Genomic DNA, 22,458 nt, shown 5'->3' on the forward strand with positions numbered 1-22,458 from the left:
ACCGCAAACCAGCCGGGCGGCTGGTATCCGCGCCGCCGTCGGCGGGGTCAGCCCCGGACAATCCGGCCCAGCGCCGCGCCCGCCGCCCCCAGCGCCAGGGTGCCCGCAACCAGTTCCCTCCGGTGCTGCGACGCCCACGCCTGGAAGCTGCGGCCGTGTGCCTTCCGGTCGAACGAACCGTGTGCACCGAAATCGTGGCCGTCGGGGCCGTCCGCCGGTCGCCAGAGGTTGGCCGGCTGGCTCCCGGTCGTCGACTCGCCGGTCTGCTGACTTGAATAGCCGGTACGGGCCAGATACCGGTCCAGCAGGCCCGGCAGGACCCGGTTGCCGAGGATGGTGCCCACGGTCGACGCGCCGATCCAGTACTCCCGGCGGTTCGGCCGGTACGCGGCCCGCACGATCCCCCGGGCGGCCACCTCCGGCTGGTAGATCGGCGGTACCGGCTGGGCGTGTCGAGGCAGCCGGGACAGCACCCAGTCGAACTGCGGAGTGTTCACCGCCGGCAGGTGCACGACGGTGAGCCTCACCCGGCTGCGGTCGTGCAGCAGCTCGCACCGCACCGACTCGGTGAAGCCGACGATCGCGTGCTTGGCACCGCAGTACGCCGACTGCAACGGGATCGACCGGTACGCCAGCGCGGAGCCGACCTGCACGATCGTGCCGTGGTCCCGGGGCAGCATGTGCGCCAGCGCGACCCTGGTCCCGTACACGAAGCCGAGGTATGTCACCTCGGTTATCCGGCGGAACTCGGCCGGCTCGATCTGGGTGAACGGTGCGAACACCGAGGTGAAGGCGTCGTTGATCCACAGGTCGATCGGCCCGAGTTCGGCGGCGGCCCGCTCGGCGGCAGCGGCGAGCTGGTCATAGTCGGCCACGTCCGTCTCGATCGGCAACGGGGTGCCGCCGGCCTCGCGTACCTCGTCGGCCGCCGCCGCCAGGCCGGTGCTGCCGCGGGCCAGCAGGGCGATCCGGGTGGTACCCCGGCGGACCAGTTCCCGCACCGTTGCCCGGCCCACACCGGCGCTCGCACCGGTCACGACCGCGACGCCGGGTGACCGCTCGTGGCGCATGCTGGCTCCTCGCTCCCGTCCGACAGACGCTCTCTACCCAATTCGGCGGGAAGGAAGCGAGCGCCTCCCCGATTCGCCAGGAAGCGACCGCGCGAGGGTGTCGGACGGGCCCGAGCGGGCATCCGGCGCGTTCCGTGATTCGGGCCGGCGGTGGTGATGTCCTGGCTCGCACGTGCCAGGAAACGACTCGATCCTCAGGCGTTCGTGCACGCGCTGCTGCTCGAGGCAGCAGTAGCGCTCAGCAGCGGTTAGCCGCCGGTGCGGTCCCTCGTCCCCGCCAGCGGCCCGAACGGGACGGTGCCCCGGCTGTTCAGCGACCGACGGCGGGTACGCGGCGCTTCGCCGAGCGATCCTGCACCGGCCCCGACCAGACGCCGACGGCCGTCCAAGCGGCGGCCAGCATGGTGTCGACCAACGCGGGCACCCGCCGCTGCCGATCCGCCAAGGCCAGCCCGAGTGTGCTCAGGGCGTGCGCGGTGTCGACAGCGGCGCCGGCCAGGTAGGTCGGACGGCTCGGGCGCCAGGCGGTCACGCCCGCCTGGAGCAGGTGACGCATCCCGAGGAGGCGAGCGACCACCAGGGCGGGGGCATCGACGCGGCCGTGCAGGACCCGCAGCACGAGCCGGGGCGTCAGCAACAGGGTCAGCCCCCAGCCGGCCCGGGTCAGCACCGCCACCCGCGGCGCTGACCAGTTCGCCGACGGCCGGCTCGGCGAGGCCGGGCCGGGCTGGCCGACAGGGCGCCCGAGGTCGTCGGTTCGATGCTGGCTACTCATCGGCGTTCTCCGTTGGCGTTGCGTTGGCCAACGCCCGATCTTCCCGGTACGGAACCTCGCAAACCGCTGCCTTCTCGCACGTCCGTGGGGGACCGAGCTACGTCGAGTGACGACTGGATACGGGCGTGCTGGATAACAGTTTCGGTGCCGGCGCCGAGGCTGACCAAAGGAACAGAATCACCGCGGTTTTCTGTTAGGTGAAGCGGTGACTTATGGTCCCGACCTGCCTTACCTCGCCGTCCGGCAATCCACGACACACGTTTTGCCGTTTCTCGGATCGACAGTCTTGCACTTCTCGGATCGGCAGAGTATGTTAGCGCTCACATTGACACCTGCCCATGCTCCGTCATGAGGTCACCGGCGCCTGTCCAGGACCTGCCGCCGCCCGTTCCCGTAGATCTCTGGAGGCTCGATGCACGCACGTACGACGAGATGGTTGGCTGCCCTGACCACGGCTCTGGTGGCGGTGGCAGTGGCGGTCGTGGAGCCCGCCGCCTCACCACGTCCGGCGCTGGCGCTGAACAACGGGGTGGCCAGGACCCCGCCGATGGGGTGGAACAGCTGGAACACGTTCGGCTGCAACATCAACGAGACCTTGATCCGGCAGGTGGCCGACGCCATCGTCAGCTCGGGCATGCGGGACCTCGGCTACAAGTACGTCGTGGTCGACGACTGCTGGATGAACTCGACCCGGGACGCGCAGGGGAACCTCCAGGCCAACCCGTCCCGGTTCCCGAGTGGCATGAAGGCGCTGGGGGACTACCTGCACGCCCGGGGTCTGCTCTTCGGCATCTACCAGGCCCCGCTGGACCGCACCTGCGCCCAGTACTTCGGCAGCTATCCGGGGGCGACCGGCGCCCAGGGACATGAGGCCCAGGACGCCCGGCAGTTCGCCGCCTGGGGCGTCGACTTCCTCAAGTACGACTGGTGCTCTCCCACCGGGACGATCAACGACCAGGTGGCGAGGTTCGCCCTGATGCGCGACGCGCTGGCCGCCACCGGACGACCGATCGTCTACAGCATCAACTCCAACAGCATCCACGAGAAGACCGGACCGATGCGCAACTGGGGCGACGTGGCCAACATGTGGCGCACCACCGAGGACATCACCAACGCCTGGGACACCGGGCAGACCAACGGCTACCCGATGGGGATCCAGAACATCGTCAACGTCACCGTGCCGCTGGCCCACTACGCCGGGCCCGGTGCGTTCAACGACCCGGACATGATGGAGGTCGGCCGGGGCGGCATGAACGACACGGAGATGCACAGTCACTTCGCGCTGTGGGCGATGATGGCGTCCCCGCTGATCGCCGGCAACGACGTGCGGAACATGAACTCGGCCACCCAGGCCATCCTGAAGAACCAGAACCTCATCGCGATCAACCAGGATCCGCTGGCCCTACAGGCGGTCCAGGTGTCCTTCGACGGCACCCGGCGGGTGCTGGCCAAGCGCCTGTCCAACGGTGACGTCGCGGTGGCCCTGTTCAACCAGGGCGGCTCCACCACGACGATCTCCACGACCGCGGCGGCGATCGGCAAGACCGGCAGCTCGTTCACGCTGCGTGACACCTGGACGAACGCCACCTCCAGCAGCACCGGTCCGATCTCGGCCAGCGTGCCGGCGCACGGCACGGTCGTGTACCGGGTCAGTGGCGGTGGCATCACCGAGCCGCCGTCGACCTTCCGACTGCGCGGCGAGTCCAGCGGCCGGTGCCTGGATCTGGACAACAGCAACACGGCCAACGGCACCGGCACGCTGATCTGGGACTGCCACAGTGGAGCCAACCAGCAGTTCACGCAGTCCGGCCAGGCCCTCCAGTTGCTCGGCAAGTGCCTGGACATCCCGCTCAACGCCACCGCCGGCACCCGGGTGCAGATCTGGGACTGCAACGGCGGCAACAACCAGCAGTGGGTGTTCAACGGCAACGGCACCATCAGTAACGTCCGATCCCCGTCACTCTGCCTGGACGTCAACAACGCCGGAACCGCGAACGGCACCGCTGTGATCGTCTGGTCCTGCCACGGCGGGACCAACCAACGGTGGTCCCGGGCGTAACCTGTCCGGTTGACGGGGACCACTGGAGCAAGTCCATACCCCAACCACGACAAGTGGTCCTGGCCCACCGTCCTCCTCCCGACGGCGAACTGGGCGACGGACAACGTGCGGGCGGGATCCGTGGACCCGGATCCCGCCCGCACCCTGACGCGGTCCGCCCGGGGCACCGGCTCAGGCGGTGAGATCCCCGCCAGTTGCCCGGTCGGCCGGTCAGGCAACCAGGTCGAGCGCGGCCGAGACGATGCCATCGGCGTCGATTCCGTGCTGGCGGTAGAGGTCGGCCAGCGAGCCCGACTGCCCGAACCCGGCAACCCCGAGCGACGACACCGGCACCTGGTGGATGCTGGACAGGAAGGTGAGGGCGTGCGGGTGACCGTCCAGGACGGTGACCAGCGGGGTCGCCCGGCTCTGCGGAAAGACCTGGTCCAGGATCCAGCTGCTCGCGTCGGTGTGGCCCTGCCGTGCCCGCAACGCCCGGTACAGCAGGTCAGCACTGGTGACGCAGACGACGTCACAGGGCACGCCGACCGTGGTCAGCCGCTGCGCCGCGGACAGCGCCTCCGGCACGACTGCCCCCATGGCCGCGATTGTCACCGCCGGGCGTTCCACCCGGCACAGCCGGTACGCCCCGGCAACGACGTGCCGGCGTCGGCGCTCGCGTACCGCCGGGTCGGCGGGCACCTCCGCCAGGGTCTGGTCGATTGGGCGGGTCGACAGGCGCAGGTATGCCGAGGAGCCGCCCGGCCTGCCGAGCCGGGCCAGGCTCGCCAGCAGTGTCCACTCGGTGTCGATGGCGAAGGCGGGCTCGTAGCTGACGCAGCCGGGCTGTTCGAGGCCGATCGACGGGGTCTTGATCGACTGGTGCGCACCGCCCTCGGGAGCCAGGCTGATCCCGGACGGCGTACCGACCAGGATCGACTGGCCACCGGCATAGATACCGAACGACCAGGGTTCGAGAGCTCGTTCGACGAACGGATCGTAGAGCACGCCGATCGGTAGCAGTGGTTGTCCCCACCGGCTCCAGGTCGCGCCCAGCTCCCCCAGCAGACCGACCAGGTTCGTCTCGGCGATGCCCAGCTCGATGTGCTGCCCGGTCGGCCGCTCCCGCCAGTGCAGGATCGTCTCGCGGTCGTCCGCGAACCAGTCCGGCTGGTCCGTGACGGACCAGACACCGACCTTGTTCAGCCAGCCGCCGAGGTTAGTCGAGGAGCTGACGTCCGGGCTGACCGTGACGAGCCGCCGGGCCGCCTCCGGGGCGGTCCGGGTCAGATCGAGCAGGACCCGGCCGAGCGCCGCCTGGGTGGAGCTGCTGCCCGACGGGGTGTGCCCGATGTCGGTGGGCAGGGCCGGGACGGCGGCCGGCACGGGGTCCGACCGACGCAGCCGGGCCGCGGTCTCGGCGCAGTACCGTCCGGCGTCGCTCTCCGGTGCGAAGGAGCGCCAGGGGTCGTCCGGGTCGACGCCCAGCCGGTCGGCCAGCCGACGCAGTTGCTCCGGTGTGAGCAGGGAGGAGTGGTTCTGCGGATGGCCCTGGGTCGGCAGCCCGTACCCCTTCACGGTGTAGCAGAGGATCACCGTCGGGCGGGTGTCGTCGACCTCCGAGAAGGCCCGGTCGAGGATCTGGATATCGTGACCGCCCAGGTTGGCGATGGCATCCAGCAGCGTCTCGTCGTCGAACCGCGCGATCAACTCGGCGATTGCCGCCGCCCGGGCCGGGTCGGAGCCGGGCAGCCGCTGCCGCAACTGGTCGCCGTCGCAGCGCAGCAGCCGCTGGAACTCCGGGTTCGGCATCTCGTCGATGCGTTCGCGCAGCACGGCTCCGCCGGGTCGGCTGAAGAGCTCCTCCAGCAGAGTGCCGTACTTCGCGGTGATCACCTGCCAGCCGGCGGCGGCGAACATGCTCCGCAGTTTGCCGGCGGCAACGTTCGGCACGACCCGGTCCAGCGACTGGCGGTTGAGGTCCACCACCCAGACGACCTCGCCGAGTTCGCCGACGACCGGATCGAGCAACGCCTCCCAGACGGCACCCTCGTCCAGCTCGGCGTCGCCGAGCAGCGAGTACTGCCGCCCGCCCCCGGTGGTACCCAGCTTGCTGTCGAGGTAGCGCCGGGAAAGCGCACCCCACACCGGAGCCGTCGCGCCGATACCCACCGAGCCGGTGGAGTAGTCCACCCGGTCCGGGTCCTTCGTCCGGCTCGGATAGCTCTGGAGACCGCCGAACTCCCGCAGCCGGGTCAGGTACGAGACGTCGAGGTCGCCGATCAGGTAGTTGATCGCGTGCAGGACCGGCGAGGCGTGCGGCTTGACCGAGACCCGGTCCTCCGCCCGCAGGTGCCGGAACCAGAGGACGGACATCAGTGACACCATCGATGCCGAGGATGCCTGGTGGCCACCGACCTTCAGGCCCGACGGGTTCGGACGCACCTGGTTCGCGTGGTGGACCATTGCCGTCGAGAGCCACAGCACCCGGCGCTCGATCTCGCGCAGCGTCGCGTGCTGGTGTCCGGTGTCCTGCGGACGGGCCGGAGCGCTCACGGTAACCTCCGCGGACGCGTTGCCGGCCGCGGCCTCCGAGCGGCCGGGCGCAGCAGCCCAGCCGGGCACGGGTCAGCCGGACGCCGGTCAGTCCGGCACGGGTCAGCCGGACGCCGGTCAGTCCGGCTCGACCGAGCCTCGGGTGACGAGCTGACGGACGATGACGTTCTTCTGGATCTCATTCGTACCCTCACCGACAATCATCAGTGGCGCGTCGCGGAAGTACCGCTCGACGTCGAACTCGGTGGAGTAGCCGTACCCACCGTGGATCCGGATGGCGTCGAGCGCGATCCGCATGGCTGTCTCGGAGGCGAACAGCTTCGCCATGCCCGCCTCCATGTCGACGCGCTGCCCCGCGTCGTGCCGCCGGGCCGCGTACAGGGTCAGTTGCCGGGCGGCGGTCAGCGCGGTCGCCATCTCCGCCAGGTAGTTGCCGATGGCCTGGTGTTTCCAGATCGGCACTCCGAACGACTCCCGCTGCTGTGCATACCGCAGCGCGTCCTCCAGAGCGGCCCGGCCGACGCCGAGAGCCCGGGAGGCGACCTGGAGACGGCCGATCTCCAGGCCCCGCATCATCTGCGCGAAGCCCCGCCCCTGCACGGCGCCGAGGATCCGGTCGGCCGGTACCCGCATCTCGTCGAACGACAGCTCGCAGCTCTCGACACCCTTGTACCCGAGCTTGGGCAGGTCGCGGGAGACGGTGAAGCCATCACCCTGCTCGACCAACAGGATGCTGATACCCCGGTGGGCGGGGACCGCGGCGGGGTCGGTCTTGCACAGCAACGCGACGAGGTCCGACCGTCGGGCGTTGCTGATCCAGGTCTTGGAGCCGTTGACGACGTAACCGTCGCCGTCGCGGCGCGCGGTAGTCCGCATCGCCTGGAGGTCCGAGCCGCCGCCCGGTTCGGTGAGCGCCATGGTGGCCCGCAGCTCTCCCGTCGCCATCCGCGGCAGGTAACGGTCCTGCTGCTCCCGGGTACCGTGCGCCGCGATCAGGCTCGCCACCACGGTGTGCCCACCCATCGCCCCCGCCAGGCTCATCCATCCCCGGGCCAGTTCCTCGGTGACCAGGCAATAGCAGGCCGTGCTCACCCGTACCTCGCCCCACGGCTGCGGGATCGCCAGCCCGAAGACACCCAGCCGTTTCATCTGTTCGACGAGGCGCTCGGGGTAGGTGTTGGCGTGGTCGAGGTGCCGCGCGACCGGCTTGACCTCCCGGTTGACGAAGTCCCGGATGGTTTCGGCGACCGCCGTCTCCTCCGCGGACAGACCCTCCATGATCGCTATCCCCTCGTCGCGGCGCGGCCGGCCGCCCCCGTCGTCACGGCAGCTCCAGTTCCGCGAGAATCGCCTCGGTGTGCTGGCCGAGCGCGGGAACGGGCCCCATCACCGGCTCCTCGTCGACGAAGGTCGCCGGCGGAACGAGCGCGCGGAGGGGGCCGACCGGGGAGTCCACCTCGCGCCAGCGCCCGCGCGCGGCGAGCTGTGCATGCTCCGCGAGCCCGGCGAGGTCCCGCAGCCGGGCGTTGGCGATTCCGGCGCCGTCGAGCCGCGCCTCCACCTCCGCCATCGGCAGGTCCGCGAAGGTCCGCTCGATGACCGCCGTCAGCGCCTCCCGGTTCGCCAGCCGCCGGCTGTTGCTGGCGTACCGGACGTCCGTCGACAGTTCCGGGCGGCGCAGGACGTCGGCGCAGAAGACGGCCCACTCCCGCTCGTTCTGCACGCCGAGAAAGACCTGCGCCGCCCCGGCGCACCGGAACGGTCCGTACGGGGCGATGGCGGCGTGCGACGCGCCGGACCGGGCCGGTGCGGTTCCGCCGTACATCGCGTAGTTGAGCGGGTGGCCCATCCACTCGGCGAGCGCCTCCAGCATCGAGATCTCGATGGTGGCGCCCTCCCCGGTGCGGGCTCGGCGCAGCAGCGCGGTCAGTATCCCGGTGTACGCGTACATGCCGGCGGCGATGTCGGCCACGGAGATGCCGACCTTGACCGGCGTCTGCGCGGTTCCGGTGACGGACAGCAGCGCCGCCTCGCACTGAATCAGCAGGTCGTACGCCTTCTTGCGGCACGACGGCCCGCCCTCGCCGAAGCCGGAGATCGAACAGTGGATCAGACCGGGGTGCCGGGACCGGAGGACGTCCGCGCCGAGACCGAGCCGCTGGGCGGCACCCGGGGCGAGATTCTGCACGAAGACGTCCGCCCGGCCGACCAACGCCTCGACGATCCGCCGGCCCCGGTCGGTCTTGACGTCCACCGCGATGGACTCCTTGGACCGGTTCAGCCACACGAAGTGGCTCGACATGCCCCGGACCGTCTCGTCGTAGGCCCGGGCGAAGTCCCCGCCGCCGGGTCGCTCGACCTTGATCACCCGAGCACCGAGATCGGCCAACTGGCGGGAGGCGAACGGCGCCGCGACCGCCTGCTCCAACGCGACGACGGTGAGTCCGCGTAGCGGGGGCATGGGTGGCAGCATCGACTCTCCAGGCGGTCAGCGGGATCTGGCGGCGGAGGGCTCGGCGGCCGGCAGCTCGGCGGCCAGCAACTCTGGCGCGGAGGACCAGGTCAGGCCGTCGACCAGCGCGGGCACGTCGGGGCCGCAGCCCGCGAGTTTGGCCCCGAACTCCGCGTCGCTCGGCGGCCGACCCGGCGCGCCGGGCGGATCGCCGACGCGCGCCTCGTACGAGGAGCCGTCAACGAGGCTGACGGTGAGCTCGAGTTCGCCGTCGAGCAGTCCGGTTCCACCCTCCTCGCCGCGCAGTTCGACCCGGCGCAGCAGCGCCTGGGCGGGTTCGCGGGCCACCGCCCCGTCGGTGAACGAGTCGAGGTCGGGAAAGCCGTCGAGCAGCGCGGCGGCGATGCCGTACTCCAGGCTGAACTTCGCCTGCAGACCGGTGCGCGGCCGATGGTGGCGCAGCGGCTCGACGGTGGCGGTCGCGGTCCGCACCACGACCCTCGCCACCTGCCGGGCCGGCTCCGGAAGCCGGGGCAGCGTCAGCACGGCGGCGATCGGCCGCTGCAGCGCGTAGCAGCAGGGAAAGAGCTTGATCGCCAGACCGTCCGGCACCGCCGGGCCGGCCACCCGCAGCCCGGTCGGATCGCCACCGAGCAGCGCCGCCCACTCGTCGACCGCCGACGGGTCGGCCCGGGCCCCCGCCGCGACCAACTCCGCCGCCCGCACCCCGGCGTCCACGGCGAAGCCGACCTGGAGGCACTTGGCGTCGGTGCCGAAGGCCCGTCGTACCCCGCCCGCACCGGGCACAGCGAGCGCCATGGCGTGGGTGAGGCCGTCGGCGTCCAGGCCGAGCGCCAGACCGGCGCAGACGGCGGCGGCGGGCGCCCCGGCCGTACAGGTGGCGTGCCAGCCCCGTTCGTAGTGCCGCCAGCCGAGCATCGTGCCGAGCCGGGCCATCACGCCGGCACCTGCCAGGTAGCAGCGCGCGTCCCCACCGGCGGCGAGGGTCCCCGCCACGGCGACCACGCTGACGTGCGCGGTCGAGGGAATGTGCACGTCGTCGAAGTCGAGCAGGTGGCCGGTGGCGGCCCAGCGGACCGCGGGTGGCAGGTGACGGGCGAGCCGCGCGGCCGGATGTTCCCGGGCGGCCAGGGTGACGGCCACCGTGTCGCCGAGCGCCCGGCGAGCCAGGTCCAGCTCCGCCGGGGTGGGCTCGAAGGTCGCCGCCCAGAGGGCGAGGTGTGCCGCGACACCGGGACCGGTCACCTCGGGGTGCCTTCCCGGTCCGCCAGGATCTCCATGGCCCTCGGCAGGACCGCGGGATACTCTCGCTGCGCCGCCGCCGCGGAGACGTACCCGGCGCGCAGGTCGTTGGCGAGCAATTCCGGGTCGCGCTCGGCGGGAGAACCGTACCCGCCGCCGCCGGGGAGCAGCAGGGTCAGCTCCTGGTCGTGTTCGAAGTCGATGTCCTGGTAGGAGCGGTCACCGGTGGAGACCCCGTCGACGTAGAGCCCACCGGTCGCCCCGGGTCCACCCTGCTCCACCCCGGGCGCACCGTTCTTCGTCCGGCCGAACATGCCCGTCACGGTGATCACCCGGTCGGTGGCGACCTTGCCCGGAGCAGCGCGGAGGGTGACCCGCTCGCCCAGGCCACCCCGGAACCGGCCGGGGCCGCCGGAGTCCTCCCGCAACTCCCGGCGGACGCACATCACCGGCGTGTCGCTCTCGAAAACCTCGGTCGGCACGTCCTGGATGTTGTACGGGAAGCCGGTCGACGACAGGCCGTCGGCATGCGGGCGGCCGCCGGTGCCCCCGAAGCAGTGGCTGTGCAGCAGGAACGGCTGCCGGTCGGTGCGGGTCCCATGCACGGTGTACAGCCACACCGGCAGCGATCCGTTGGATGCGGGCAGCTGCCCGGGCATGGCCGCCGACATGGCCTTGATGATCAGATCCGGCACCAGCAGGCCCACCCCACCCCGCCAGTAGGTGGGAGCGGGGAAGGTCGCGCTGGCGATCGTGCCCAGTTCGGTGCGGAACGAGATGGGCCGGTAGGCGCCCTCGTTGAACGGCAGGTACGGGTCGGTCACGAACTTCATCCCGACCACCGAGTAGGTCGAGGTGAAGGTGAGCGGCGAGTTGATCGGCCGGTCCACCTGCGGTGAGCTGCCGGTGAAGTCGATGGTTACGCTGTCGCCGGCCACCTCGATGGCGATCCGCAGCCAGAGGGGGTTGCCGGCCCGGTCGGTATCGTCGATGTCGACCTCCGCCCGGTAGATCCCGTCGGGAATCGCGGCGATGGCGTTACGCATGCCCTGCTCGGTGCGCTGGAACAGTTGCTCGCCGATCTCGTCGAGGTCGGTCAGGCCGTACCGGTCGAGCAGTTCGAGGAAGCGCGTCGCACCGGCCTGGTTGGCACCGATCTGGGCGAGGATGTCACCCACCACCTTGTCCGAGAAACGGACGTTGTAGCGGATGATCTCGATCAGGTCCTCGTTGAGCCTGCCGGCGCGGACCAGCCGGGTGACGGGGATGCGCAGCCCCTCCTCGTAGATCGACCGGCTCTCCGTGGAGTTGGGGCGTCCGCCGATGTCGAGGTGGTGCACGATGTTCATCGCGTACCCGACGAGCCGGTCGCCGCGGAAGATCGGCGTGACGACGAAGACGTCGGCGGTGTGCCCGCTGCCGGTCCACGGGTCGTTGCCGATCAGCACGTCGCCGGGGACCAGGGTCGCCGGGTCGACCCGGGCGATGACGTCCTTGACGCAGCTTCCCATCGTGGTCAGGTGACCGGTGGCACTGGGCCAGCCGTGTGCCAGCATCCGGCCCTTCGAGTCGTAGACGGCGTTGCCGTAGTCGAAGTTCTCCCGTACGTCCGGGGAGAACGACGTCCGTAGCAGGGTCAGCGAGATCTCGTCGGCGCACGACAGGATCCGCGGCCAGATCGCGTCGATGGATGTCGTCGCGGCTTCGGCGCTCATCAGGAACTCCCCTCCACCCGCAACCGAATCGATCCTCCCTGGTCGACGGTTGCCGACCCGCCGAAGCCCACCACCGTGGTCGACTCGGCCTCCTCGATGACCGCCGGGCCGGTGATCCTCGTCCCCGGGGCCACCTGGTCACGCCGGTAGCAGGGCTGCTCGACATACTCGCGGGCCGTCGGGTGCCACACCGGTCGGTGGACCGGGCGGGCCGCCCGGTCCGTCGGCGCCGTGGCCAGCACCGCGTTGTCCGGTGACACCGTCGACGCCTCCACGTGCAGGTTGACGATCTCCACCGGCATGTCGGGGTAGCAGTAGCCGAACCGTTTCTCGTACGCCTGGAAGAAGAGCGCGTCGATGTCCGTCCCGCGCAGCGAGGAGATTCGGTCGAGGTCGAGGTCGAGCCGCAGCTCGAAGCCCTGGCCTGCGAAGCGGACGTCCACTGCGCACCGCAACACGATCTCGCCCTCCGGCATCGCGCGGGCGACATGCATTCGGGCCGTCTCCGCCAACCGCGCGAACTCCCGGTCCAACTGGCCGGGGCCGAGATCGGCGGAGCCGACCTTGAGCGCGTGCGCCAGGTGGAAGGCGACCGGGGCGGCGAGCAGCCCCACCGCCGAGGCGACCCCGGCGCGGGGCGGCACCAGAACCTCGTCGAAGCCGAGCTTGTCGGCGAGGTTGTACGCGTGCACCGGGCCGGCGCCGCCGAAGGCGACCAGGGTGACACGCTCGTCGCTGCCACCCTTCTCGACCATGTGCCGGCGTACGGCGTGCGCCATCATCTCGTTCGCGACGTCGTGGATCCGCCAGGCCGCCTCTTCGATGCCGATGCCGAGCGGCTCGGCGATGTGCGCCCGGATCGCCTCCCGGGCCGCGGTGGTGTCGAGCTTCATCTGCCCGCCGAGGAAGTTGTCGGCGGACAGGTAGCCGAGCACCAGGTCGGCGTCGGTGACGGTGGGACGCTGCCCGCCGAGTCCGTAGCAGGCCGGACCGGGGTGGGCCGACGCGCTCTCCGGGCCGACCTGGATCAGTCCGAGACCGTTGAGGCTGGCGATGCTGCCGCCACCGGCGCCGATCTCGATGAGGTCCACCGACGGGACGGAGACGGGGTAGCCGCTGCCCTTGCGGAACCGGTGTGTCCGGGCCACCTCCAGGTCGGAGGTGATCGGTACGGCCCCGCCCTTGACCAGGCACGCCTTGGCGGTGGTACCGCCCATGTCGAAGGAGAGGACATGGTCGAGCCCGGCCGTCGCGGCCACCGACCGGGCGGCGATCGCGCCGGCCACCGGACCGGACTCGATCATCCGGCAGGGGTATTCAGTCGCGGTGTCGACGGCGTTGAGACCGCCGTCGGAGGACATCACGTGGAACCGGTTGACGCCGTACTGCCCGGACGCCTCGGCGAGTTGGCTGAGGTAACGGCGGATCAGCGGCTTGACGTAGGCGTTGATCACGGTCGTGGAGGTGCGGTTGAACTCCCCGATCAGCGGCAGCACCTCGGACGAGAGCGAGATCTCCACGGTCGGGCTGACCTCGCGGATCAGTTCGGCGGCGCGGCGCTCGTGGGCCGGGTTCGCGTACGAGTGCAGGAAGACCACCGCGATCGTCGGCACGCCCGCGTCGACGAGGCGGCGGGCCGCGGTCCGTACCTGCTCCTCGTCCAGCGGCGTGACGACGTCGCCGTCGGCGAAGATCCGCTCGTCGACCTCGTGCCGGTGCCACCGGGGTACCAGGGGAGGCGCGGGATCGCCGTAGATGTCGAACACGTGGGTACGCATGTGCCGCCGCAGTTCGAGGATGTCCCGGAAGCCACGGGTGGTGATCAGACCGGTGGCCGCCCCCTTCGCCTCGATGACCGCGTTGACGACCAGGGTGGTCGCGTGCACCATCGCCTCGATCGCCCGGTCGCCGGCCTGTTCCCGCAGTACCGCGAGCCCCTCCAGCACGGCGCGGGACGGCTCCTCGGGGGTGGTCAGTCGCTTGTGCACGGTGATCTCGCCGGTGAGCGCGTCGGAGAGTACGAAGTCGGTGAAGGTGCCGCCGATGTCGCAGCCGACGCGGAGCGGCTCCGGCCGGCTGTCGGCGCTCATCCCTGTCCCTTTCCGCCGTTGCCACGCGGGCCGTGGCCGCGCCGGTAGACCATGATCACGCGGTCGAAGGTGATGACGACCTCGCCGTTCTGGTTCCGGCCCCTGGTCGAGGTCTGCAGGATGCCGGCGTAGGGGCGGGAGGCGGACTCGCGGACGCCGGAGACGAGGGTTTCGGCGTAGAGGGTGTCCCCGATCCGGACCGGGGCGGCGAGCACCACCCGGTCCCAACCCAGGTTGGCGACCGCGTTCTCGCTGATGTCCGGCACGGTGAGGCCGGTGACCACGGCGAGGGTCAGGGTGGAGACCACCAGGTAGTCCTTCATCGCGGCCGCCTTCGCGTACGGCCGGTCGAAGTGCAGCGGGTTGGTGTTGTTCGTCAACAGGGTGAACCAGATGTTGTCGGCCTCGGTGATCGTCCGACCTCTGGCGTGGCGGTAGACCGTCCCGGCGACGAAGTCTTCGTAGAAGTTTCCCGGTACGACGGAGACGACCGTGGCGTCGTCCCAGGCGTTCTGCTTCTCGTCCTGCCTCACAGCACCTCCCTGGGCTTGCTATATTATATATCCTGCACCGCACTGCTTCGCAATGGCCGGGACGCCACCCACAGGGCAGCCAGGCTGAGCACCAGCAGCGCAGCGACCCCCGCCCAGGCCCGACCGTAGCCGCCGCCCCGCTCCACCACGAGCGCGAACAGCGGCGGCCCCACCATGCCGCCCACGACGTGCGACGAGGTCAGCGCGGCCCCGGCCACCGCCCACCCGCTCGCCGGCACCATCCGCATCCCGGCCAGGATGAAGACCGTGTTGTGACCGACCAGCAGCGTGCCGATCCCGACCACGCAGCAGAGCAGCACCACCTCGCCCACTCCCAGCGCCATCGGCAGGATCGCCAACGCACCGCCCAGCGCGGAGAACGCCAGCAGTGGCCAGTGGCTGACGCCCCGGTCGACCACGAGCCCCCACAACAGCCGGCCGATGCCCCCGCAGAGGAACAGCGATGCCAGGGCGACGCTGCCGAACGCGGTCGAGGCACCCTCGGCGTCCAGGAAGATCAGCATGAACGTCCAGGCGCAGTGCATCGCGACGCCCATCACGACGCCGTAGCCGAGCAGCGCCCAGAACGGCCGGGTGAACCGGATCGTCGCGCGCTTCGGGCGCTCCCCCGGCGTCGGCACCCGGTGGTGCCCCCGCAGCGCCAGCCCGGTCGTCACACCGGCGAGCACCGCCACCGCCGCCAGCAGGAGCACCGCCTCCCGCCAGGTCCAGCGGGTCGCCACCTGCGGCAGCACCACGGCGGAGACGCCGCCGACGAGCATCGTGGTCGCCTGGACGACCCCCATGATGATGCCGCGCCGGTTCGGTGGCGCGATCAGCACGGAGTACCGGTTGGTGGCCGCGACGCAGCCGGACCAGACCGCCCCGGCCAGGAACACCACGATCGCGAGCGCCCACACCCGCCCGACCAGTACGAGAGCGACGAACAACACCGCGAGCGCACTCGACGCGCCGGTGAGCAGCGCCTGGCCGCCCGAACGGTCGATCAACCGCCCGAGCGGCAGGCTGGCACCCACGTATCCGAAACTCACCAGGGCGGCCAGCAGCCCCACCCCCACCTCGCTGACCCGCAACTGGGTGTGGAAGGCCAACCCCAGGGTCGAGATGAGCGACCAGCCCGGCGAGACCCCGACGATCACGGAGCAGAGCCCCACCATGCCCCGCACGACCTGCGGGGCGGGCGGCGCCGGCAGGGCGGTCATCCGACCGCCGAGGCAGCCACCCCGCCGGCGAGTGGCTCGGTCAGCCGGTGCACCGGGGCGGCCGGATCGGAGAGCACCCCGACCAGCGTCGGCGTCAGGGCGCCCAGGTCGCGGCGCAGCCGTGCGGTCACGTACTCGGAGCCCAACTCCCAGCTCCCGGCGCCGCGCGACGCGTCCAGCGCGACGGAGACCGCCGGGGCGTCCCGCCGGCAGAGCACCACCCGCCCCGGCATCGCCGCCGGGTAGCGGCCCAGCTCGTCGGTGAAGACCGGCACCACCCGCTCGGCGAGCGGCCCGATCCGCGGGTCGGCCAGGGTCGCGGACGCGAAGGTCGAGACGTCCATCCGGCCGGTCACCAGCATCGCGGCGAGCTGGAACGGCAACGCGAACTTCGCGTCGTAGCCGTCCACCGGCCGGATCCGCCGCTCGCGCGGCTCGAAGACGGGTTCCAGCATCTCGCGCGGGCCGTGGCACTCGATCCGCTCCACCTGATCCGGCGGAACACCGTCGCGCAGCAGCGCCAGCGCGTCCAGGAAAACCTGGCTGAAGTAGCAGCAGGGATAGGACTTCACCGCCGTCTCGGTGAACCGCCACCCGTCGGCCGGCGCCGTGGTGCCGAGCACCAGCGGTGGCGCCGGCCTCCGCACCCCGGTGTGGCTGGCGAGCAGGCCATACGTCCCGTCGACCGCCGCCGTCGGCGGCCGGAAGCCGGCCGCCGCCAGCGCCACCGCCTCGAGGCCGGTCCGCGCCGCGAACCCCGGATAGAGCACCTTGGAGTTGCCACCCGAGTTGATGTACTCGAACGACCCTGCGCCCAGCGTCGCCGCGATCCCGGCCGCCGCCCGGATCGTCCGCTCGTCGTGCTCCCCCAACCAGCCCGCCGCCACCGCCGCGCCGACCGGCCCGCACACCGCGGTGGCGTGGAAGCCGCGGGCGTGGAAGCCGCCGGGTGCCGCCAGGGCCAGCCGGATCACCGACTCACAGCCCAGGGCGTACGCCTGGATCAGGTCGCCGACCGTGCGCGAGCCGGAATCGGCGGCGGCCAGCGCGGCCGGCAGCACCGCGGCACTCGGATGCACGACGCTGGCCTGGTGGGTGTCGTCGTAGTCGGCGCAGTGGATCAGCGCGCCGTTCCACACCGCCGCGTGGGTGGCGCTGGTCCGCTCGGAGCGGCCGAGCAGCGCACAGGGACCGGCCTCGGACGATGTCGGAAGCGCCCGCGACAGCAGCGCCGCCTCCCGGGACCTCGTCCCGGCCACCGCCGTGGCGAGCGCGACGGCCAGCAGCGCGCTCGCCCGGCCCCACGGAAAGCCCGCCCGGTCCGACGGAGCGGAGGTCATCCCTCGACCTGTGGCTCGCGCGACCGCCACCGGCGCACCGGGCCGAGCAGGGCGGTCCGCAGCGGGACGCCGAACCGCAGCGGGATCCGCACCAGCACGCCCTCCGGACGCCACAGCACGACGGCCACCAGGAGCAGGCCGAGAATCCAGTACCGGTCCAGCGTGGCCACCCGGAGCATCTCGGTGCCCAGCGTGATGAAGCACGCCCCGAGTACCGGTCCCCAGATGGTGGCGCGACCTCCGATGATCACGAAGAGCAGGAGCTGCATCTCCAGGGCGAAACCGAGGTCGTGCGGGATGATCAGGCCGAGGAAGAACACGTTCAGTCCGCCGGCCAACCCGGCGATCGCGCCACCGATGCCGAAGCCCCACAGCTTGGTCCGGGTGGCGGAGATGCCCAACGAGTTGGCCGCGAGGTTGTCGTCGCCGCTGGCGATCTGCGCCAGTGCGGAGGTACTGGCCCGCAGCCGGGTGGCGATGAGCATCACCAGGGCGAGGAATCCCAGCGCGATCGGCAGGGTGGTGTGCAGTGGCACACCGATCAGACCGTCCGCCTTCCCGGGAAAGAACGTGTTCGCGATGATGACCAGGCCCTCGCCGATGGCCAGGGTGGCGATGCCGAGGGTCAGCCCGCCGAGCCGCAGCAGCAGGGCGGAGATGAGGACGCCGACCAGCGCGCCCACCGCCGCGGCGAGTGCCAGGCCTGGCAGGAAGCCGACATCCCAGTCGCGGGCGGCGTACCCGGCGAGGTAGCCGCCGAGCCCCATCAGTGCCGCGTGCGCGACCGAGAACTGACCCGACCGGATCGTGATCTGCAACCCGACCGCCGCGATGGACAGGATCGTCGCCGTGGTCAGTACGCTGGTCCAGTAGCTGTTCATCGGCTCTCCCGGACGCTGTCGAAGTGGTGCTCAGCCAAGGCGGACCGCCTTCCCCGCGATCCCCTGCGGCCGGAGCAGGAGGATGAGGATCAGCACGAGGAAGCCCGCGAAGTTCTGCCACTGCGCGCCGACGTAGACGACCGTGATCGACTCGGTGAGGCCGAGCCCGAGCGCCACCAGTGCCGGAGTGCCGATGCTGCCCATGCCGGCCACGAGCACGATGACGAACATCTTCAGCGACAGCTCGCTGCCGATGAACGGGGTGACCGCCCCGTTGAGGTTGCTCAGCAGGACGCCGGAGACCGCGGCCATGGTGGTGGCGATGCAGATCGTGAGCAGCCGGATCCGGATCACGTTCACCCCGAGGATCGAGGCGACGGTCTCGCTCTCGGCGACCGCCCGGATCTCCCGACCGCTGGACGACCGGCGCAGCCAGGCCAGCAGGAACGCCACCGTCGCGGCGGCGACCGCCATGATCAGTAGTTGCGGGTTGGAGATGGTGACCCCGGCGACGGTGTGGAAATCGGCGGGGATGAGCGCCGGGAACGCCTGCGGCCGGGCACCGAAGATCCGGGCGATGCCGTACTGGATGACGAACGAGACGCCGACCGTCGCGATGAAGGCGGAGAGGTGCTGTTCGGTGGTGAGTCTGCGCAGCACGGCGGTCTGCAACAGCACACCGCTGACCACGCCCACGGCAATCGCGGTGAGCAGTGCCACCAGCAGATTGGCGCCGAGCGAGTTGGCCGTGACCAGCGCGATGTACGCGCCGAGCACCGCGAACTCGGCGTGGGCGACGTTGAGTACCCCGAGCACCCCGAAGACGAGCGCGAACCCCAGGGCGAGCAGCGAGTACGTGCTGCCGAGGACCGCACCGTCAATGATTGTCTGAAGGAGCTGGCTCATCCGGCACCATTGCCTTTCCGAGATATGCCTCGCGCAGCAGCGGGTTGTTGCGAAGCTCGGCCGTCGGTCCAGAGATCTGCAGTTGGCCCCGCTCGATCACGTAGCCGTACGAGGCGACGTCCAGGGCCAGCTTGGTGTTCTGCTCGACGAGCAGCACCGAAAGCTCGCTGCCCTCCAGGTGGGTTCGCAGCGAGTCGAAGATGCGGCGGATGATCAGCGGCGCGAGGCCGATGCTCGGCTCGTCCAGCAGCAGGATCGCCGGTTCGCAGAGCAGGGCGCGGGCGATCGTCAGCATCTGCTGCTCGCCGCCGGAGAGCGAACCGGCCAGTTGGTGTCCGCGCTCCTCCAGCACCGGGAAGAGCCCGAGCACCTCCCGCCACCGTTCCTTCGGGTCCCGGTCGGGTCGGCGCAGGGCGCCGATCCGCTCGCCGAGGGCCAGGTTCTCCAGCACGGTCAGCATGGTCAGGATGCCGCGCCCCTCGGGCACCAGGGCGATGCCGTGCCGGCGTACCCGGAGGTCGACCCGAAGCCTGGTGACGTCGGTGCCGTCGCCCACCGTCACCTGGCCGGACCGGACCCGGGTGATGCCGCTGATCGCCCGCAGCAGGGAGGTCTTCCCCGCGCCGTTCGGGCCGACCACGGTGACGATCTGACCGGGGCGGGCCTGCAGCGAGACGCCCTGCAGGGCACGGATCACGCCGTACTGCACGACCAGGTCGCTGACCCGCAGCATGGGCCGGTCCGCTGGTTCACTCATCGTCATCCCCCAGGTAGATCCGGCGTACCTCGTCGTGGCGGGCGATCTCGGCCGGGGTCCCCTCGACCAGCAGCTCGCCGAGATGCATGACGTGGATCCACCGCGAGACGTCCATGACGACACTCATGCTGTGCTCGATCAGCAGCACCGCGATCCCGGACGAGTTCACCGCACGGATGATCCCGACCAGTTCCTCGGCCTCCTTCGGGGTCGCTCCGGCGCTGGGTTCGTCGAGCAGCACCATGCGCGGGCCGGTGGCCAGGGCCCGCCCCACCTCCAGCTTGCGCTGCTCCAGCAGCGGCAGCCGGCTCGCCCGCAGGTTGCGGTGCTCGACGAGGCCGAGCAGCTCGGTCAGCTCCTCGGCCCGGGCGACCATCCGCTTCCACTCCCGGCTCGCCTTCGGCAGCCCGAGCAGTCTCGCCACCGGCCCGGTACGGGCCCGCAGGTGCTGTGCCGCGATCAGCGACTCCATCACGGTGAGCGCGGAGAACATCCGGATGTTCTGGAAGGTCCGGACGAGACCCAGCCGGGCGGCCCGGTGCAGTCCCACCCCGGCGACCGGCGTGCCGTCGAAGACGACGGTGCCGGAGTCGGGAGGCAGATAGCCCGACAGGCAGTTGAACAACGAGGTCTTCCCGGCCCCGTTCGGGCCGATCAGCGAGACGATTCCGCCCTCGGGTACGGCCAGTGACACGTCCCGGACCGCGTGCACGCCCCCGAAGCTCTTCGACACGTGTGCACAGGCCAGCAGCGGCGCAGCCACGCCGGCTCGCCCCGGGTGGCCCGGCGTGGCCGAGGTTGCCCCGCCGGTTTTCAGGTCTTCCTGGGGACGGGTCATACGGTTTCTCCCCGTATCAGATCGCCGAGTGTCCCGGCCGACACGCCCTGGGGTCGGAGCAGCCCCTGACGCAGCCGGGTCGCGGCGGTGCCGGACAGGTGTTGTGACAGGCGATCGAACTTCGCGGTGAGGGCCGCCTCGGGGACCGGCGCCCGCCAGTCGCCGACGACCCGCTCGACCGACGCGGCCAGTGTCGACCCGTCGGCGAGCAGCACCCGTACCCTCGCCCGCTGTGCCTGCGGGTAGTCCCGGGTGGCCCGCGGGTCCTCCACCACGTGCACCCGGCCCATCAGGTCCCGGATGTCCGCAGCGCGCAGGTGTCGGTCCTCGAACACCTCCCGGTCGCAACTTCCCCGGGTGAGCATGGCCGAGGCCGTGAACGGCAGCGAGAACTTCGCGGCGAGCGGGCTGCGGAGGTGGGTCGCCGTCATCCGGGTGGCCGGGAAGTAGGTGGCGATGTCGACCCGGGTGATGTCGGCGGCGGCGATCGTCCGCGCTCCGGTGGCCTGGCGCAGCGCGTCGAGCGTGGCGTGGTTGTAGGCGCAGCACGCGTGGAACTTGAAGTAGTTTCGGGTCAGCATGAAGTCGGTGCCGAGGCCGTCGGTGAACCGGTCGCGGTCGAAGGCCGTGCCGGAGACGCTGCCGAGCACCGCCCCCGGCCCGTCGCGCTGAGCGGTGAACCCGGCCAGCGCCAGGTCGGCGGCGAGGACGGCGTGCTGGCCGGCCTGTCCGGCGTAGGTGTTGCGCACGGTGGCCCCTTCGAACACCGTCCCGCGCGCCGTGGCGACGGACATCGACGAGGCGACCCCGATCGCCGACCGGATCTGCGGCGCGGTCAGCCGCAGCAGCTTCGCCACCGCCGCCGCCCCGCCCAGGATGCCGTGCGTGCCGTGTGGATGCATGACGTCGTCCCGGAACGTGGTGGCCGCGCCGGCCCGGGCCGCCACCTCGTACCCCAGCACCACCGCCTCCAGCAGCGCCCGCCCGGACCGGCCGTGCGCCTCGGCCACCGCCAGCGCGGCCGGGACCACGTGGATCGCCGGATGCTGGTGGGTGACGTAGTTGCCCTCGTCCAGCTCGTCCCAGGTGCCGGCGGTGCCGTTCAGGAACGCGGCGGTGGCGGGGGTGAACGCCAGCGGCGATCCTGGGCTGGAGGCCGTCCCGGCCCGGTCGGTGACCACCCGACCGAGCCGGGACTGCAACTTGCGGACCTCCGGTGCCGTACTGCCGGAGACCATCACGCCGACCGTGTCGAGCAGGATCGCCCCGGCGTGCCCGGCGACCGCCGCCGGCGCGTCCGCCAGGTCGAACCCCTCGACGAACGCCGCGACCCGGTCCAGGTAGAAACCCTCGGTGCTGGGCGTCGGTTCGGCTGTCATCCTGGTCCTACTTCCGCGACAGTTCCGCGATGACCGCGTCGGTGCTCAGCGGGCGGAAGTAGTAGCTCCCGTTCATCGCGATCCACTCGTCGTGGGTCTGGGCGGAATAGGCGGCCGTGGCGTCCTCCACCACGGCCACCCCGAAACCGCGGTCGGCGGCGTCGATCGCGCTGTGCCCGACGCCGTAGTTCGTGGCGACCCCGACGAACACCAGGTCGTCGACCTGCATCCGGCGCAGCACCGTGTCCAGCCCCGTGGAGTTGAACACGCTGATCGACCGTTTCTCGATCACCAGTTCGTCGGGGCGGGGCTCCAGCGTCCGGACGAACTCGTAGCCCCGCTCGCCTGGACGGGCCGGCAGAAGCCGGCGGGCGAGCAGGTACGGGCGGTAGGTCTTCGGCCAGTCACCGGCGTCGTCCGGGTTGCTGACCACCCGCACGTGGATCACCGGCAGACCGTTGTCCCGGAAGAAGCCCAGCAGCCGTTCGGCGTTGGGTATCACCTGGTCGGCGATCCGGCCGAAGAAGTACGGATTGGCCACGACGGTGCCCAGGCCGACTTCCGGATCGGTATCGCCCAGAATCATGTCGATCAGCACGAGCGCCGTTGAACCCGGTGTCAGTGGCGGTTTCGCTGCTGGAA

General features: G+C 71.1%; 18 protein-coding genes. 1 reads left to right on the forward strand and 17 read right to left on the reverse strand.

The window, feature by feature from the left end; all coding sequences use genetic code 11:
- Positions 1 to 47: 47 nt before the first annotated feature.
- Positions 48 to 1,070 carry an SDR family oxidoreductase gene (locus tag EV371_RS20275; protein ID WP_130463443.1) on the reverse strand — a complete coding sequence of 341 codons (1,023 nt, stop codon included), beginning with the start codon at positions 1,068 to 1,070 and terminating at the stop codon, positions 48 to 50.
- A 310-nt stretch (positions 1,071 to 1,380) separates the two neighbouring features.
- The gene (locus EV371_RS20280; protein ID WP_130463444.1) at positions 1,381 to 1,845 is read right to left on the reverse strand and encodes a hypothetical protein; all 465 of its coding nucleotides are present in this window, start codon (positions 1,843 to 1,845) and stop codon (positions 1,381 to 1,383) included.
- 412 nt (positions 1,846 to 2,257) lie between these two features.
- Between EV371_RS20280 and EV371_RS20285 the strand changes: the two genes are divergently transcribed.
- Positions 2,258 to 3,904, forward strand: a complete 1,647-nt coding sequence (locus EV371_RS20285) for an RICIN domain-containing protein (protein WP_130463445.1) — start codon at positions 2,258 to 2,260, stop codon at positions 3,902 to 3,904.
- A gap of 210 nt (positions 3,905 to 4,114) precedes the next feature.
- On the opposite strand, the gene EV371_RS20290 is transcribed toward EV371_RS20285, so the two are convergent.
- The 15 genes from EV371_RS20290 to EV371_RS20360 form a co-directional block, all read right to left on the reverse strand.
- Positions 4,115 to 6,349: a transketolase-like TK C-terminal-containing protein gene (locus EV371_RS20290; RefSeq protein ID WP_130466075.1), complete on the reverse strand. Its 2,235-nt coding sequence runs from the start codon at positions 6,347 to 6,349 to the stop codon at positions 4,115 to 4,117.
- A gap of 207 nt (positions 6,350 to 6,556) precedes the next feature.
- On the reverse strand, positions 6,557 to 7,717 hold the full coding sequence (locus tag EV371_RS20295) for an acyl-CoA dehydrogenase family protein (protein ID WP_207230552.1): 1,161 nt from the start codon (positions 7,715 to 7,717) through the stop codon (positions 6,557 to 6,559).
- Between the two features lie 43 nt (positions 7,718 to 7,760).
- Entirely contained in the window at positions 7,761 to 8,900 is a 1,140-nt protein-coding gene (locus EV371_RS20300) for a CaiB/BaiF CoA transferase family protein (protein ID WP_130463446.1), read from the reverse strand.
- A 27-nt stretch (positions 8,901 to 8,927) separates the two neighbouring features.
- The gene (locus EV371_RS20305) at positions 8,928 to 10,157 is read right to left on the reverse strand and encodes an MmgE/PrpD family protein (RefSeq protein WP_130463447.1); all 1,230 of its coding nucleotides are present in this window, start codon (positions 10,155 to 10,157) and stop codon (positions 8,928 to 8,930) included.
- Positions 10,154 to 11,869: a hydantoinase B/oxoprolinase family protein gene (locus tag EV371_RS20310; RefSeq protein ID WP_130463448.1), complete on the reverse strand. Its 1,716-nt coding sequence runs from the start codon at positions 11,867 to 11,869 to the stop codon at positions 10,154 to 10,156. Before EV371_RS20310 ends, EV371_RS20305 begins: the two co-directional genes overlap by 4 nt.
- Positions 11,869 to 13,959 carry a hydantoinase/oxoprolinase family protein gene (locus tag EV371_RS20315; RefSeq protein ID WP_130463449.1) on the reverse strand — a complete coding sequence of 697 codons (2,091 nt, stop codon included), beginning with the start codon at positions 13,957 to 13,959 and terminating at the stop codon, positions 11,869 to 11,871. The genes EV371_RS20310 and EV371_RS20315 overlap by 1 nt, the downstream gene beginning before the upstream one ends.
- Positions 13,956 to 14,492: a MaoC family dehydratase gene (locus EV371_RS20320; protein WP_130463450.1), complete on the reverse strand. Its 537-nt coding sequence runs from the start codon at positions 14,490 to 14,492 to the stop codon at positions 13,956 to 13,958. Before EV371_RS20320 ends, EV371_RS20315 begins: the two co-directional genes overlap by 4 nt.
- 23 nt (positions 14,493 to 14,515) lie before the next feature.
- Entirely contained in the window at positions 14,516 to 15,715 is a 1,200-nt protein-coding gene (locus EV371_RS20325) for an MFS transporter (RefSeq protein ID WP_130463451.1), read from the reverse strand.
- Entirely contained in the window at positions 15,712 to 17,055 is a 1,344-nt protein-coding gene (locus EV371_RS20330) for an MmgE/PrpD family protein (protein ID WP_130463452.1), read from the reverse strand. Before EV371_RS20330 ends, EV371_RS20325 begins: the two co-directional genes overlap by 4 nt.
- Positions 17,052 to 17,936, reverse strand: a complete 885-nt coding sequence (locus EV371_RS20335; protein WP_130463453.1) for a branched-chain amino acid ABC transporter permease — start codon at positions 17,934 to 17,936, stop codon at positions 17,052 to 17,054. Before EV371_RS20335 ends, EV371_RS20330 begins: the two co-directional genes overlap by 4 nt.
- A gap of 30 nt (positions 17,937 to 17,966) precedes the next feature.
- Positions 17,967 to 18,842, reverse strand: a complete 876-nt coding sequence (locus tag EV371_RS20340; RefSeq protein ID WP_130463454.1) for a branched-chain amino acid ABC transporter permease — start codon at positions 18,840 to 18,842, stop codon at positions 17,967 to 17,969.
- On the reverse strand, positions 18,814 to 19,599 hold the full coding sequence (locus EV371_RS20345; protein ID WP_486484717.1) for an ABC transporter ATP-binding protein: 786 nt from the start codon (positions 19,597 to 19,599) through the stop codon (positions 18,814 to 18,816). The genes EV371_RS20340 and EV371_RS20345 overlap by 29 nt, the downstream gene beginning before the upstream one ends.
- Positions 19,592 to 20,362: an ABC transporter ATP-binding protein gene (locus tag EV371_RS20350; RefSeq protein WP_165436761.1), complete on the reverse strand. Its 771-nt coding sequence runs from the start codon at positions 20,360 to 20,362 to the stop codon at positions 19,592 to 19,594. Before EV371_RS20350 ends, EV371_RS20345 begins: the two co-directional genes overlap by 8 nt.
- A gap of 71 nt (positions 20,363 to 20,433) precedes the next feature.
- Positions 20,434 to 21,816 (reverse strand): MmgE/PrpD family protein, encoded by a 1,383-nt coding sequence (locus tag EV371_RS20355; protein ID WP_130463455.1) that lies wholly within the window; start codon positions 21,814 to 21,816, stop codon positions 20,434 to 20,436.
- Positions 21,817 to 21,823: 7 nt separating this feature from the next.
- A complete protein-coding gene (locus EV371_RS20360; RefSeq protein WP_130463456.1) occupies positions 21,824 to 22,402 on the reverse strand; it encodes a cysteine hydrolase family protein in 579 nt (192 codons plus the stop codon).
- Between the last annotated feature and the right edge of the window lie 56 nt (positions 22,403 to 22,458).

The sequence above is a fragment of the Plantactinospora sp. CNZ321 genome, assembly GCF_004217235.1.

Coding starts and splice junctions, on each gene's coding strand:
- EV371_RS20310 (WP_130463448.1), bottom strand. CDS start 11,869: ATGAGCGCCGAAGCCGCGACGACATCCATCGACGCGATCTGGCCGCGG.
- EV371_RS20330 (WP_130463452.1), bottom strand. CDS start 17,055: ATGACCTCCGCTCCGTCGGACCGGGCGGGCTTTCCGTGGGGCCGGGCG.
- EV371_RS20360 (WP_130463456.1), bottom strand. CDS start 22,402: ATGATTCTGGGCGATACCGATCCGGAAGTCGGCCTGGGCACCGTCGTG.
- EV371_RS20290 (WP_130466075.1), bottom strand. CDS start 6,349: ATGGTCCACCACGCGAACCAGGTGCGTCCGAACCCGTCGGGCCTGAAG.
- EV371_RS20280 (WP_130463444.1), bottom strand. CDS start 1,845: ATGAGTAGCCAGCATCGAACCGACGACCTCGGGCGCCCTGTCGGCCAG.
- EV371_RS20325 (WP_130463451.1), bottom strand. CDS start 15,715: ATGACCGCCCTGCCGGCGCCGCCCGCCCCGCAGGTCGTGCGGGGCATG.
- EV371_RS20345 (WP_486484717.1), bottom strand. CDS start 19,599: ATGAGTGAACCAGCGGACCGGCCCATGCTGCGGGTCAGCGACCTGGTC.
- EV371_RS20300 (WP_130463446.1), bottom strand. CDS start 8,900: ATGCCCCCGCTACGCGGACTCACCGTCGTCGCGTTGGAGCAGGCGGTC.
- EV371_RS20355 (WP_130463455.1), bottom strand. CDS start 21,816: ATGACAGCCGAACCGACGCCCAGCACCGAGGGTTTCTACCTGGACCGG.
- EV371_RS20285 (WP_130463445.1), top strand. CDS start 2,258: ATGCACGCACGTACGACGAGATGGTTGGCTGCCCTGACCACGGCTCTG.
- EV371_RS20295 (WP_207230552.1), bottom strand. CDS start 7,717: ATGGAGGGTCTGTCCGCGGAGGAGACGGCGGTCGCCGAAACCATCCGG.
- EV371_RS20275 (WP_130463443.1), bottom strand. CDS start 1,070: ATGCGCCACGAGCGGTCACCCGGCGTCGCGGTCGTGACCGGTGCGAGC.
- EV371_RS20340 (WP_130463454.1), bottom strand. CDS start 18,842: ATGAGCCAGCTCCTTCAGACAATCATTGACGGTGCGGTCCTCGGCAGC.
- EV371_RS20315 (WP_130463449.1), bottom strand. CDS start 13,959: ATGAGCGCCGACAGCCGGCCGGAGCCGCTCCGCGTCGGCTGCGACATC.
- EV371_RS20335 (WP_130463453.1), bottom strand. CDS start 17,936: ATGAACAGCTACTGGACCAGCGTACTGACCACGGCGACGATCCTGTCC.